Below are 13,817 nucleotides of genomic sequence, written 5' to 3'. Positions count from 1 at the left end.
TCAACCGCGAGCCTCGGCATCGGCGGGCTTGACCGTGGATTCGATCAGGCGCGCACCGAAGGCCTGCTGCAGTTTCTGTACATGGGGGTCACGGCTCAAGGCTTCAATCGCCTCGGCATGCCGCTGGGCGGCCAGGCGGTCAGCCTGCTGCCTGGGGGTCTCGACCTCCGGGGGCATCGCCCCCGGCTCGAGTGCCAGGCGGCGACCGACCCCGATGGCCGCCAGCGCCTCGCGAATGCGCGTCTCGTGGACCTCGGCCTGCATCGCTTCCTGGGAGGGGTCGAGGCGCAGTGTCAGCAACTCGCCGTCATCGGCCTCGACCACGCAATGGGCGGCCAGGTTGCGGGTGAGCCCACCCAGCCCCAGCGAATCGAAGCAGGCCAGCCAGTCGGCATGACCGAAGTGCCCTTCCGTGGCAGCCGGGGAGTCGGGCGCCTGTGCTCCCGCGCTTGCTGCTTCCGGCACCACCCGCGTGACCGGCGGGACCGGGGTCCCGGGATCGGGCGACGCAGAGGGCGCGGCCATGCCTGGCTCGGGCTCGCCTCTCGACGCGACAGGTGCCGACGCCTCCGCGCCGTTCTCTTCCCGCTCGACCCACGGGGGAGGCACATCGTCCGGTGATGGGGGCGACACGGCCTCGGCAGTCGGCGCCGGAGGGGCGGTGGGAGGCGGGCTGGCCGCCGGGGTCTCGTCGGGAGCCTGGCGCGCCTCGGACGGTGCCTGAGGGGACCGGGATGCGGGGTTTCCTTCGGGGACCGACCCACCCTGTGGGGGCGTTTCGCCACCCGACCCCGCGCCGCCGGGATCACCCTGGCCACGCAGCGGCAGCGGCGTCTGCGCGGGACGCGGCACACCCTGGGGGCGGAAGGCCAGCATGCGCAGCAGGGTCATCTCCAGGGCGGTACGCAGGTCCGGAGCATGTTCCATGTCGCCACGGCCCTGGATGCCGATCTGGTAGTAGAGTTGGATGTCCTCCGCGGTGAAGCGCGCGGCAAGCTGGAGCAGCGCCTCGCGGTCGCCGTGCCCGTTGTCCACGGCATCGGGCACCATCTGGGCGATGGCCAGGCGGTGGAGCACGCCGGTGATGTCGTCCAGCACCGCGGCGAAGTCCGGGCCCTGCTCGGCCAGGGCGGCCACCTCGGCAAGCAGCCGGGGCGCATCCACCGCGGCCAGGGCCTCGACCAGCGCCAGGACATGGCGATGGTCGAGGGTGCCGAGCATCGCCGCCACGTCGGCATGGTGCACCTCGCCCTGGCCGAAGGCGATCGCCTGGTCGGTGAGGCTCATGGCATCGCGCATGGAGCCCTCGGCGGCCTTGCCCAGCAGCCAAAGGGCACTCTCCTCGAAGGGCACCCCCTCGGCCTCCAGCACCTTGGCCAGGTGGCCGACGATGCGCTCGGGGGGCATGTGCTTGAGGGTGAACTGCAGGCAGCGTGACAGCACCGTGGGGGGCAGCTTCTGCGGGTCGGTGGTCGCCAGCAGGAACTTCACATGAGGCGGCGGTTCCTCCAGGGTCTTCAGCAGAGCATTGAAGCTGCTGGTGGAGAGCATGTGCACCTCGTCGATGAGGTACACCTTGTAGCGTCCCTGGGTCGGCGCGTACTGGACATTGTCGAGCAGTTCGCGGGTATCTTCCACCTTGGTGCGCGAGGCCGCGTCGACCTCGATCAGGTCGACGAAGCGCCCCTCGTCGATGGAGCGACAGCTGTCGCACTCGCCGCAGGGCGTCGAGGTCACGCCCGCGTCGCCCTGGCCATTTGCCGTGCAGTTCAGGCACTTGGCCAGGATCCGTGCCAGGGTGGTCTTGCCCACCCCGCGGGTCCCGGTGAACAGGTAGGCGTGGTGCAGACGCCCCTGGTCCAGGGCATTGACCAGCGCGCGCTGGACATGCTCCTGGCCGACCAGTTCATGGAAGGTACGCGGTCGCCACTTGCGGGCCAGAACCTGATAGCTCATGCAGCGCGGGATCCTTGCGGTAAAGCGAACAGCAGCTGTGGGGTGACGGACGCCGGGGCCTGCAATGACCGGGCCCGATGCCCGACTGGAACAAGCCATTCTAGCGACCGGGGCGCCCCGCGGGAAGCGGCACCCGGCTCAGGCCTCGCGAACCAGCCACCCGCCGCCCCAGCGGTGCTCGAACTGCTCGGCCGTAAGTGGCGGACTGAGGTAGTCGCCCTGATAGGCGGGACAGCCCAGGGCCTTCAGGAAGTCCAGCTGCTCGGCGGTCTCCACCCCCTCGGCAATCACGTCCAGCCCCAGGCGCTCGGCGATCGACAGGATGGCGGCGACGATCGTCTCGTCATCAGGATCACCTGGCACATCGGCGACGAAGGACTGGTCGATCTTCAGGCACTGCACCGGCAGGCGCTTGAGGTAGGAGAGCGAGGAGTAGCCGGTACCGAAGTCGTCCACGGCCAGTTCGACGCCCAGCAGGCGCAAGCCGTGAAGCCGCTCGAGTCCCTCGTCGGCATGACCGATCACGAAGCCCTCGGTGATCTCGAGCTCCAGTCGCGAAGGCGACAGCCCGCTCTCGTGCAGCGCGGTCCGCACGTCACCGACGATGTCACCCTGCACCACCTGCAACCCCGAGAGGTTGACCGAGACCCGCAGCGGCAGGCCCCTGAGCTCCCATTGCCGCGCCTGGTGACAGGCCTCCCGCAGCACCCAGCGGCCAATCGCATGAATCAGGCCGGCCTCCTCGGCCAGGGCGATGAAGCGCCCGGGGCCGACCAGCTGGCCCTCGGGGGTCGTCCAGCGCACCAGGGCCTCGGCCCCGAACACCTGGCCTCCCTCCACCCTGGCCTGGGGCTGAAAATGCAGCACCAGCTCGTCACGCTCCAGGGCGCGTCGCAGCCCGGTATCCATGGCGAAGCGCTCGCGGCTCGCCTCGCCGAGCTCGGGGGTGAAGAACGCCCAGGTGTTGCGCTTGAGCGCCTTGGCGCCGTACATGGCGGTGTCGGCGTGCTGGATCAGTTCCTCGGCACTACGCCCGTCACGCGGATAGAGGCTGATGCCGATGGAGGCGCCGATGAAGATCTCGTGCTCGTCGATATCGAAGGGCTGCACCAGGGCATCGATCAGCTTCTGTGCGACCCGGCCAGCATCGGCAGGCTCATGGAGGTGCTCCATCACCAGCAGGAACTCGTCTCCCCCCAGCCGTCCCAGGGCGTCCTCGTCGCGCACCACCCGGACCAGTCGCTGGCCCACCGCCTGGAGCAAGCGATCCCCGAGCGGATGGCCCAGGCTATCGTTGATGCCCTTGAAATGGTCCAGGTCGAGAAACAGCACCGCCAGCTGCCCATGGGCCTCGTCGGCCCGCGCCAGAGCCCTGTCCAGACGCTGGTTGAGATGCGCCCGGTTAGGCAGGCCGGTCAGAGGATCATAGTTGGCCGAGATGCGCAGCCGCCCGGCCTGGTCGGTGATGCGTGACAGCAGCGGACTGATGGTGCGTGCCGTGGCGAAGGCACCCAGCGCCATCAGCACCAGCACCAGGATGGCGGGCCAGAGCAGCTCCTGGTAGACCGAGCCGTAGAACGTCCGGGCGGGAATCTGCACCAGCAGCGCCCAGCCGGGAGAGGCCAGGGGCACATGCACCACTACCCGGTCACCCCGCCAGCCGCCCTCGCGGAACAGCCCGGCACGCCCCCCCTCCAGGGCCTCGAGGACCCGACCCGGCACCAGCGTCGCCGATTCGGCCGGCATCAGCGCCCCCTCTTCACCCTGCGCCAGCAGGGTCTCGCCGGGCGGCCCCAGCAGCCACTGCCGGGAGTCACCACCAAAGCGCGTGGTATCGGCGAGCAGCGCCGTGACGGCCGCCGGGTCGAAATAGAGCACGTCGGTGCCGATGCGCTCGCTGCCTTGGGAAATGATCGGTGCCGCTACCTCCAGCAGCAGTTCATCGTCCTGCCTGACCAGTCGAATGGTGCCGGGGCGAGTGGCCTCCATCACCTCAGGGCTCGGCGACGGCCAGGGCGTGCGGCCGAGCGTCACCAGCGGCTGGCCCGCCGGGCCCAGCCGCACCAGCCCTATCAGACCGGGGGACTGCAGCATGGCATCCACCAGCCGCGGCGTGGTGAAGGCGACCAGCGACTGACGATCCAGTGCCTGCTCGGCATAGCGTGCCAGGCGGCGGCGGATCTCGGTGCGGCTGGTGAACTGCCTGGCCAGGTCCCTGTAGCGTGCCAGCAGGTGCTCCAGGGATTCCGCCTGGGCCGAGGCGCTGACCAGGGTATTGGTCTCAAGCGCCTGGCGGTGGGCCTGGAACAGCGGCCAGGCGGTGGCAAGGCCCACCAGGGTACCGGTGACCAGGATGCCGAGCATGGCCAGCAGCACGATGCGCCGCTGCGATCGCCGCATCACTGCGGGCCACCCGGGAGAGAATCGCCAGCAATCCGTGCGAACCGCATACCGGCTTCGCACCTCGCCCGAACGGCATCGTTATACCCTGGATCGTCGTGCATGCTTCTTTCCTGGCCGCTTCGGGCCCTAGTGTGGCCTCACGCTGGTTAAACGCCAAGCCCGCCGACGGCTGCCATGGCGGTTGAGACGCTACTGCACGCTCTCCTGCTCGCCGAAACGCCCCTCGGAGAGCGCCGAAGAGAGGTAGCGTTCGGCGCTGTCGTGGGGGATGACGACGATGTCCCTGCCCTGAAAATGCGGCAGATGGTCGAGGTGAACCGCGGCCACCAGAGCGGCACCGCAGAGGATGCCCTCCCCTTACAATGGGCATGCCATCAGTGAAGGCCGGAGCGTCTCAGTCCCCCTCGAAACCGCTTAGCACGTTTACCGCATTGAGGCCGATCTCGGCCACGGCGTAACCGCCCTCGAGCAGGAAGACGGTGGGCAGGCCCAGTTGCCTCAGCCGACGCCCGACGTCGGTGAAATCGTCGCTGGCGAGCCGGAAGGCACTGATGGGGTCGTGTTCGAAGGCATCCACGCCCAGGGAGACCACCAGCAGCTCGCAGCCGGCATCGAGCATGCGCGCCTTGGCATCCTCCAGCGCCTCCACCCAGCGGGCGTAGCCGGTCCCCGGCGCCATGGGGTAGTTGGCGTTGAAGCCCTCGCCTGCCCCTTCGCCGGTCTCGTCGGCATGCCCCAGGAAGTAGGGGAAGCAGTGCCGTGGGTCGCCATGCAGGGAAAGGAAGAGCACGTCGTCGCGCGCGTAGAAGATCTGCTGGGTACCGTTGCCATGGTGGAAGTCGATGTCCAGTACCGCGACTCGCGACCGGCCGGCGTCGAGCGCACGCTGGGCGGCGATGGCGGCGTTGTTGAAGAAACAGTAGCCACCGAACTGGTCGGTCGCGGCATGGTGGCCCGGCGGACGGCACAGGCCGAAGGCCGGCTCGCCGGTCGCCAGCACGTGGTCTACCGCGGAGAGCGCGATGTCCTTGCTGGCCATGGCCGCCTCGAAGGTGCCCTCGCAGATCGAGGTATCGGCTCCCAGCGCATAGTGGCCGAGCCGACCGTCGATGTGCTCGGGGATGACCCGTCCCGGCATGGTCCGGGTGGGCCAGATCCAGGCAATCGCCTCGCCCTGACGACCGGCAGCGACCCAGTCCGTCCAGCAGTGTTCGAGGAACTCGACATACCCTCGATCATGGACCGCCAGCACGGGCTCGAGTCCATGAACGACCGGCTCGCGTACCTCGCCGAGACCGGTCTCCCGGACCCGCTGCAGCACCAGGTCGACGCGCTCGGGGCACTCGTAGGGGGTCACCAGCTGGCCGCCATCCAGTTCCGTGCGGGCTCTGCGGCGCTTGGTCAGTTCGCTGTGGAAGGTATGCATGATGCTCGTGAAACCTCGTCGGATGGGAGGCTGAGGGCGGTGCTGCCACAGCCGGCATGATATCCCGGAAGGGCATAACGGCGGACCTCAACCGGGATAGTCCCGCAGCAGGTCGCGACCACAGCCGCGGATGAAGTCCAGGGCCCGGGCATGCTTCCAGTCCTCGCGATAGACCAGTCCGAAACTGAAGTCGATCTCGGGGGTAAAGGGCAGCATCACCACCCCGTCCCGCGGAGAGAGCTGGTCGCTGGCGGTGATGGGATTCATCACGCTGAGACCGACGCCATTGGCCACCAGGGCTGTGATGGCCCCGATATTGGCCTCGGTCTTGCCGGCGATATGGATGCCATGGGTGGTGGCCAGGTTGAGCAGCGGGTCGGCCCCGACGTTGGGCTGGTTGCTGATCACCAGATACTCGTCCTTGAGATCCCCGACGGTCACCGTTGTCCGGGACTCCAGGGGATGCCCCCTGGGGATCAGGCAGCGGGCCTGGGTGGTCAGCCACTCCTCGACCCGCAGCACACGAGAGCTGGCCGGCAGCGTCACGAAGCCGATATCGGCATGGCCGGACTCCACCTCCCTGAGCACATCGTGGCTCGACATCATGTCAAAGCTGATGCTGAAGCCGCGGTTGTCCTCGAGCAGCGCGGCGATCAGCCGCGGCACGAAGCCGAACGCCAGCCCCGGAATGGCCGCGATACGCAGCCGCGAGGTGCCGAACTCCTTGAGCGCCAGCACGCTGTGGCGCAGTTCATCGATATTGCCCATCAGTCGCAAGATCTCCTCATAGAGCTCCCGCGCCTCGGGGGTGGCAACCAGGCGGTTCTTCTCGCGCAGGAACAGCTCAAGCCCCAGATTCTGTTCCAGCTGGGACAGGGAACGACTGACCCCCGACTGGGTGATGCCCAGGGTCCTGGCCGCCTGCGAGGCGGAGCCCGCCTCGAACAGCGTCTTGAAGATGGCAAGCGCCTTGAGGGAGTGGATGTTGACGTCGGCCATGACTGAAACTCATCGTATTCGTTAAAAACATCATATATTGAAATGAGTTGTCGATGCTACCTAGACTGACGACATCCCGACTACACAACCACAACGGATCGACACGATGACGACCTCTCCCCTGTTCTACCAGGCCGGACCCGCCATGCCGGAAGTCAGTCACGGCCACGGCGTCTTCCTGTGGGACACCCAAGGCAAGGAATACCTCGACGGCTGCGCCGGCGCCATCTCCTGCAACCTCGGCCACGGCCGGCAGGATATCCGTAATGCCATGCTGGCCCAGTTGGACCGGGTCGCCTTCACCTACCGCACCCAGTTCGAGAATGCGCCCGCCGTGGCACTGGCCGAGGCACTGGTCGAGATGACCGAGGGCGAGCTGGAGAAGGTGTTCTTCGTCTCGAGCGGCTCCGAGGCCGTCGAGTCGGCCATCAAGCTGGCCCGACAGTACTACGTCGCGCGAGGCGAGTCGCAGCGCCGCCACTTCGTGTCGCTGCGTCCCTCCTATCATGGCAGCACCCTGGGAGCGCTGGGCCTGACCGGCTATCAGCCCTTGGAGGCGCCCTTCGTCAGCATCACATCCGGTTCCATCAAGGTGCCCGGGCCGGACTTCTATCGCCAGACGGACGGCGGCCGTGACGCCTATATCCGCCGCGTCCTCGACGAAACCCGCGCGGCGATCGAGGTGGCCGGCGGCGATACCATCATCGCCATCGTGATCGAGCCCGTCGGCGGCGCCAGCACCGGGGCACGCCTGGTCGACAAGGACTACCTGGAAGGTATTCGCCGACTGTGCGACGAGTTCGGCTGCCTGCTCATCTTCGACGAGGTGCTGTGTGGCGTGGGGCGAACGGGCACCTGGTTCGCCTACCAGCAGTGGGGCGTGGCGCCCGACCTCCTGACCACTGCCAAGGGGCTGGGGGCCGGCTACTACCCGGTGGGGGCACTGCTGTGCCGCGAGGCCATCGTCGAGACGGTGATGGCCAACGGCGGCTTCCAGCACGGCCATACCTATGCCGGCAACCCCCTGGCCTGTGCCACCGGGCTGGCCGCCGTCGAGGCCATCCGTCGTGAAGGCTTGCTGGACAACGTCCAGGCTCGGGGCGCCCAGCTCAGGCAGGGCCTGGAAGCGCTTCAGTCACGCTATCCCTGGATCGGTGATGTGCGAGGTCTCGGCCTGCTGTGGGGCGTGGAGCTGGTCATGGATCCCGTGGAGAAGACGCCCTTCCCCGCCGAGGCCAACCTCTACGCCAGAGTGACGGCCCTGGCCAAGGCGGAAGGGCTGCTGATCTACCCCCGGCGCACACTGAACGGCCTGGCCGGCGACCACTTCCTGGTCAGCCCGCCCTTCACCATCAGCGAGAGCGAGACGGAGCTGCTGCTCGAGCGGCTCGCCCGTGCCCTCGACCGGCTCGACCGGGAGGTGGTGGCATCGCTGATCGCGGACATCGCCGCCGCTACCGCCAACGGAATCACAGGCTGAGACCCCATGACACTGCTCAACCAGAAACACGCCACGATCGAGGCGGCCATCGCCACCATCCCCGATGGGGCCTCGATCATGGTCGGCGGCTTCGGCTCGCCTGGCACCCCCTTCGCGCTGCTCGACGAGCTTCTGGCCCAGGGCCAGAAGCACCTGACGCTGATCAAGAACGATGCCAACGAGCCGGATATCGGCATCGGCCGGCTGATCCGCGCCGGCCGTGTCGACCGCCTGATCACCTCGCATATCGGTCTCAACCGGGTCGCCATCGAGGAGATGAACCAGGGCCGCCTGGCGGTGGAGATGCACCCCCAGGGCCTGCTGGCCGAGAAGATCCGCTGTGCCGGTGCCGGCCACTACGGCTTTCTGACCGATATCGGCCTGGGCACCGAGATCGCCGAGGGGCGCCGCGAGATCGAATGCGATGGCCAGACATGGGCCATCGAGCCCGCCATCCGGGCCGACCTGGCCCTGGTCCATGCCGACCTGGCGGATGCCTACGGCAATCTCGTCTACCGCGGCACCGCCATCAACTTCAACCCGCTGATGGCCATGGCGGCCGACCGGGTGATCGCCCAGGCCTTCCGGGTCGAGGCTCCCGGCCACCTGCCCCCCGAGACCATCCATACGCCCTGCGCCTTCGTGAGCCAGGTCGTGCGGGTCGATGAAGCCACCAGCGAGCAGGGGAGGCGCGCCCATGTCATCTGATCAGGAAAGGATCCTCGCCCGGGCCGCCCGTGAGGTGGCTCCCGGCCAGATCGTCAACCTCGGCATCGGCCTGCCCACCCGGCTCTTCCATTACCTGCCGCCGGAGATGGAGGTACTGGTGCACTCCGAGAACGGTGTGCTGGGCTGCCAGCCCCTCGTTGCCGGTGGCGAGCCCGACCTCGAGATGATCGACTCGGGCGGCGCCTACATCGGCGCGCGCCCCGGCGCCAGCGTCTTCGATAGCGCGCTCTCCTTCGCGATGATCCGTCGCAGCCGGGTGGACGTCACCTTCATGGGCGCCTTCGAGGTCGATCAGCAGGGCAACCTGGCCAACTGGAAGATCCCCGGCAAGTTCTCCCCGGGCATCGGCGGCGCCATGGAACTCGCCCAGAAGGTCGAGACCCTGGTGGTGCTCTGCTCGCACAACGACAAGCACGGCCAGCCCAAGATCCTGCGGCAATGTCGGCTGCCGCTGACGGCGCCGCGCTGCGTCACGCTCATCATCACCGAGAAGGCCGTGATGCAGGTGACCGATGCCGGACTCGAGGTGCTGGACATCGCCGAGGGCCTCGACGTGGCCACGCTGCGCGCGGCCACCGAGGCCGACCTGATCATCGACGAAGAGCGGCTGGGGAGGTTCTGATGCTCAACGCCACGGAAGAACGCATCCTCGCGCGCTGCGAGGCCCTGATGGACGACACCCTGATGCTGACGCGGGACCTGGTCCGCGGCTACAGCGTGCTGGGCCAGGAGCACGGGGCGCTGGCCACCATGGAGCAGTGGCTGAAGCGCCTCGACCTGCCGGTGGAGCGCGTGGCCCTCGATGCGCCGGGCTTTGCCGACCACCCTCACCGGGTCCCGACCCGCTGGTCGACCGAGGGTCGCCACAACGTGGTCTCCCGGCTCAACCCGGGCGCCGAAGGGCCCCACCTGGTGTTCAACGGCCACCTGGACGTGGTGCCGGCCGAACCCACCGACATGTGGTCACGCCCCCCCTGGGAACCCTGGGAGCAGGATGGCTGGCTGTATGGCCGCGGCGCCGGGGACATGAAGGCGGGCATCGCCGCCATGGTGATGGCCGTGCAGGCCGTGCGCGAGGCCGGCGTGGAGATCGACTTCCCGCTGACCCTGCAGACCGTGATCGAGGAGGAGTGCACCGGCAACGGCGCCCTGGCCTGCCTGCACCAGGGCTACAGCGGCGACTTCGTGCTGATCCCAGAGCCCTTCGGCACGCAGATCTACAGCGGCCAGGTGGGGGTGCTGTGGTTTCGCATGCGCATCGACGGCGTGCCCGCCCACGTGCTCGACACCCGCGCCGGCAGCAACGCCATCGAGACCCTGCAGGGCTACCTGCCGGCCTTCAAGGCACTGGAAGCCGAGATCAATGCCCTGCCCCGCCCCGCGCCCTACGCGGCCCTGGACCACCCCTTCAACCTCAGTATCGGCAGGATCGAGGGCGGCAATTGGGCCTCCAGCGTGCCGGCCCACGCCATTCTCGAGGGCCGAGTCGGCTTCCCGCCGGGCATCAGTCCCGACGAGGTCATGGCGCGCGTCCGCCAGGTGATCGACGACCATCACCAGGCGATGGACGACGGCTCGCCCGCACCCCGGGTCGAGTTCCATGGCTTCCGCTCCGAGGGCCACCTGGTCGACCTGGAGACCCCCGGCATCCGACTGCTGTCGCGCTGCCACGAGGACCTGGTCGGTGAGCCGCCGGCTCACTACCTCTCGACCTGCACCACCGACCTGCGCGCCTTCCATGTGTCCGGCGGCATCAACGGCACCTGCTATGGCCCGGTCGCCCAGCGCATCCACGGAGTCGACGAATGCGTCGAGATCGACTCCATCCGCCGGGTGCTGACCACCTATGCCCTGTTCATCAGCCGCTGGGGCAGCGGCGATGCCCCCCCTAGGAGCGCCTCATGAACGCCGCCTATCTCGTCGACTATGCGCGCAGCGCCTTCACCCGCGCCCATCCCCGCAAGCCCGAAGTCGATGCCTGGTCGGGCCAGCGCGGCGACGCCCTGCTCGCCCAGGTGATCGATGCCCTGCTGACCCGTCGCGGGATCGAGGGCGACCTGATCGAGGACCTGGGCGTGGGCTGCGCGCTGCCGGTGAAGGAGCAGTGGAGCTTCGGCGGACGCTATCCGCAGTGGCTCTCTCGCCTGGGGGTTGGCTGCGCCTCGCGGCAGATCGACCAGCAGTGTGGCTCGAGCCTGGCGGCCCTGCGCGGCACGGTGCGCGAGATCCAGGCCGGCGCCATCCAGGCCGGCGTGGCCGGCGGCGTCGAGAACATGTCGCGGGTGCCGATGGGCCCGAGCCTCTTTCAGGAAGGCGTGCTGACGGTCCCCGAGGCCCTCCAGAGCACCGCCGAACTGGACCTGAGCGTGGCCATGAACATGGGCCTGACCGCCGAGCGCCTGGCCCGGGAAAGCGGCATCACCCGGGAGGCCATGGATGCCTTCGCGCTGCGTTCCCACCAGCGGGCCGCCCGGGCCGAAGCGGCCGGCTGGTTCGATGGCGAGCGCCTGGCCCTGACCAACCTGGCCGGCGAGGTGGTCGCCGCCGACGCCAACATCCGCCCCGATACCAGCCTGGAACGCCTGGCCGGTCTCGATCCGGCCTTCGTCGAAGGCGGCCGGGTCACCGCCGGCAACAGCTCGCCGCTGACCTCGGGCGCCGGGGCCGCGCTGGTGATGTCCGAGGACGCCCTCGCCCGGCACGGGCTCTCGCCGCTGGCGCGGGTGGTCGAGGTGGTCGACTGCGGGGTGACGCCCGAGCGCATGGGCGCCGGCGCGGCAGCCGCCATCGAGCGGGTGCTCGGCGCCGCCGGACTGGGCATCGATGACATCGATGCCTGGGAGATCAACGAGGCCTTCAGCGCCGTGCCGCTCTACGCCATGCAAACCCTGGGTCTCGACCCCGAGCGCGTGAATGTCTTCGGCGGCGCACTGGCCCTCGGGCACCCGCTGGGAGCCACCGGCATCCGCCTCGCGGGAACCCTGGCCCGGACCCTGCAGCACCGGCAGGGGCGCTATGGTTGTGCCGCCGCCTGCATCGGCGGAGGACAGGGGATCGCGATGATCCTGGAACGCTGCTGAGCATCGCCGCGCCTCCACCGAGAAAGAAGAGGATTCCACCATGCCATCGCCAGCCGACTTCTCCTGCGCACCAGGCCCGCCACTATCCGGCAAGCGGCGCCGAGCCCCATCGCCATAAGCGCCACGCGTGCGGCCCGAAGGACAGGGTCATCACGCCAGGGCGGCGGCCCCTCACGGCGCCAACGGTCACCACACGAGAACTCGCGTCACGCCGATCCCGATATCGGCCAGTGATGCCCCACTCCTGAAAGGAGCACCACATGCCAAATACAACAACCAACGATACGTCCATACGCCCCTCGTTCCTGGGGGCGGTGAGCTGTATCGGCTTTCTCTGCTTCATGATGTTCGCCCAGATCTTCATCCTCGGTGAAGACTGGGTCACCCATATCTCGCTGATCTTCGCCATCGCGGTCACTGCCGTCATCGCCCTGGTGTCGGGGTTCACCTGGCACGATATCCAGAAGGGCATCCTGTATGGCTGCGAGATCGCCATGCTGCCGATGCTGATCCTGATGATGGTCGGGGTCCTCGTCGCCAGCTGGATCGCCTCGGGCACCATCCCGTCGCTGGTGTATTACGGCCTGCAGCTGATCAACCCTGCCTACTTCCTGTTCACCGCCGTGATCGTGTGTGCCATTGCCTCGCTGGTCACGGGCAGTTCCTGGACCACCGCCGCGACCTTCGGCGTCGCCTTCATGGGCATCGGCACGGGCCTCGACGTCCCCGCCGCCATGACCGCGGGGGCCGTCATCTCTGGCGCCATCTTCGGCGACAAGATCTCGCCGGTCTCCGACTCCACCAACCTGGCGGCGGGGGTCGCCGAGGCCGACCTGTTCGATCACATCCGCTCCATGTTCTATACCACCGGTCCCGCGCTGGTCATTTCGGCGGCGCTGTTCTTCTTCATCGGCATGGGCTTCGACAGCGGCGGCGTCGACACCTCAAGAACCGACCGCCTGCTTCAGGGCATCCAGGAGAACTACTCGGTCGGCCTGCTCGCCTTCCTGCCGCCCCTGGTGGTGCTCGTGCTGGCCTATCGCCGGGTCAGTGCCTTGGCCGTCATGGTCATCGGCAGCCTGGTGGGGGGCGCCATGGCGGTCGCGATCCAGGGGGTGGGGATCGGCGACATGATGAACTTCATGAACTACGGCTATGTCTCCGAAACCGGTGTCGAGTCGGTGGACAGCCTGCTGAGCCGCGGTGGCCTGCAGGAGATGATGTGGACCATCTCGCTGGGCTTCATTGGCCTCAGCCTCGGCGGCCTGCTGGAAAAGACCCGCATGCTGGAGGTGCTGCTCGAGCGGATGGGCAAGCTGGTGAGCAACGCGCGGGGGCTGATCGTGACACACGTCTTCGCCGCTCTCGCCACCAACCTGTTCTCCGCGAGCCAGTACATCGCCATCATCATTCCCGGTCGCATGCTGGTGCCGGCCTATCGCAAGCTCAAGATCCTGCCGTCCGTGTGCTCGCGCACCTGCGAGGACTCCGCCACCGTGACGTCCCCCCTCGTGCCCTGGGGCCTGGGCGGCGCCTACTACATGGGCGTGCTGGACGTGTCGGCCTGGGACTACATGGGATGGACCTTCCTGGCCCTGATCACCCCGGTCATCGCCGTGCTCTACGCCATGTTCAACCTCTTCATCTGGCGTGAGGGGGAGCGCAACGACGTCAACACCTACCGCCAGCAGGAAGTGCAGCTCGGCTGACCGACACTCGCACCATGCACAAGAAGGGGGCGCCG

The 13,817-nt window shown here is 68.1% G+C and carries 11 protein-coding genes; 6 read left to right on the top strand and 5 right to left on the bottom strand.

Translation table 11 applies throughout. From position 1 onward, the window contains the following. The 5 genes from dnaX to QLQ83_RS19185 all read right to left on the bottom strand — a co-directional run bounded on the left by dnaX (window position 1) and on the right by QLQ83_RS19185 (window position 6,784). Entirely contained in the window at window positions 1-1,956 is a 1,956-nt protein-coding gene (dnaX, locus tag QLQ83_RS19205) for a DNA polymerase III subunit gamma/tau (RefSeq protein WP_282737088.1), read from the bottom strand. Between the two features lie 138 nt (window positions 1,957-2,094). Continuing rightward, window positions 2,095-4,356, bottom strand: coding sequence for a putative bifunctional diguanylate cyclase/phosphodiesterase (locus tag QLQ83_RS19200; protein ID WP_282737087.1), 2,262 nt, complete (start codon window positions 4,354-4,356; stop codon window positions 2,095-2,097). A gap of 192 nt (window positions 4,357-4,548) precedes the next feature. Next, entirely contained in the window at window positions 4,549-4,686 is a 138-nt protein-coding gene (locus QLQ83_RS19195) for a hypothetical protein (RefSeq protein ID WP_282737086.1), read from the bottom strand. A gap of 67 nt (window positions 4,687-4,753) precedes the next feature. After that, window positions 4,754-5,785, bottom strand: coding sequence for a histone deacetylase family protein (locus tag QLQ83_RS19190; RefSeq protein WP_282737085.1), 1,032 nt, complete (start codon window positions 5,783-5,785; stop codon window positions 4,754-4,756). Between the two features lie 87 nt (window positions 5,786-5,872). Further along, window positions 5,873-6,784 carry a LysR family transcriptional regulator gene (locus tag QLQ83_RS19185; protein WP_282737084.1) on the bottom strand — a complete coding sequence of 304 codons (912 nt, stop codon included), beginning with the start codon at window positions 6,782-6,784 and terminating at the stop codon, window positions 5,873-5,875. A gap of 106 nt (window positions 6,785-6,890) precedes the next feature. Here QLQ83_RS19185 and QLQ83_RS19180 point away from each other — a divergent pair, with 106 nt between their 5' ends. From QLQ83_RS19180 to nhaC, 6 genes are all read left to right on the top strand, one after another. Beyond that, complete coding sequence (locus tag QLQ83_RS19180) at window positions 6,891-8,264, top strand: aminotransferase family protein (protein WP_282737083.1); 1,374 nt, start codon at window positions 6,891-6,893, stop codon at window positions 8,262-8,264. Between the two features lie 6 nt (window positions 8,265-8,270). Then, the gene (locus tag QLQ83_RS19175) at window positions 8,271-8,972 is read left to right on the top strand and encodes a CoA transferase subunit A (RefSeq protein WP_282737082.1); all 702 of its coding nucleotides are present in this window, start codon (window positions 8,271-8,273) and stop codon (window positions 8,970-8,972) included. Then, the gene (locus QLQ83_RS19170) at window positions 8,962-9,615 is read left to right on the top strand and encodes a 3-oxoacid CoA-transferase subunit B (protein ID WP_282737081.1); all 654 of its coding nucleotides are present in this window, start codon (window positions 8,962-8,964) and stop codon (window positions 9,613-9,615) included. The genes QLQ83_RS19175 and QLQ83_RS19170 overlap by 11 nt, the downstream gene beginning before the upstream one ends. Next, complete coding sequence (locus QLQ83_RS19165; protein ID WP_282737080.1) at window positions 9,615-10,898, top strand: ArgE/DapE family deacylase; 1,284 nt, start codon at window positions 9,615-9,617, stop codon at window positions 10,896-10,898. Before QLQ83_RS19170 ends, QLQ83_RS19165 begins: the two co-directional genes overlap by 1 nt. Continuing rightward, on the top strand, window positions 10,895-12,073 hold the full coding sequence (locus QLQ83_RS19160) for an acetyl-CoA C-acyltransferase (protein ID WP_282737079.1): 1,179 nt from the start codon (window positions 10,895-10,897) through the stop codon (window positions 12,071-12,073). Before QLQ83_RS19165 ends, QLQ83_RS19160 begins: the two co-directional genes overlap by 4 nt. Window positions 12,074-12,333: 260 nt before the next feature. After that, entirely contained in the window at window positions 12,334-13,782 is a 1,449-nt protein-coding gene (gene nhaC, locus QLQ83_RS19155; protein WP_282737078.1) for a Na+/H+ antiporter NhaC, read from the top strand. The last annotated feature ends 35 nt before the right edge of the window (window positions 13,783-13,817 follow it).

The sequence above is a fragment of the Halomonas rhizosphaerae genome (assembly GCF_030010555.1).
Lineage (GTDB): Bacteria > Pseudomonadota > Gammaproteobacteria > Pseudomonadales > Halomonadaceae > Halomonas > Halomonas rhizosphaerae.
This window is presented reverse-complemented; position numbering and strand designations above follow the sequence as displayed.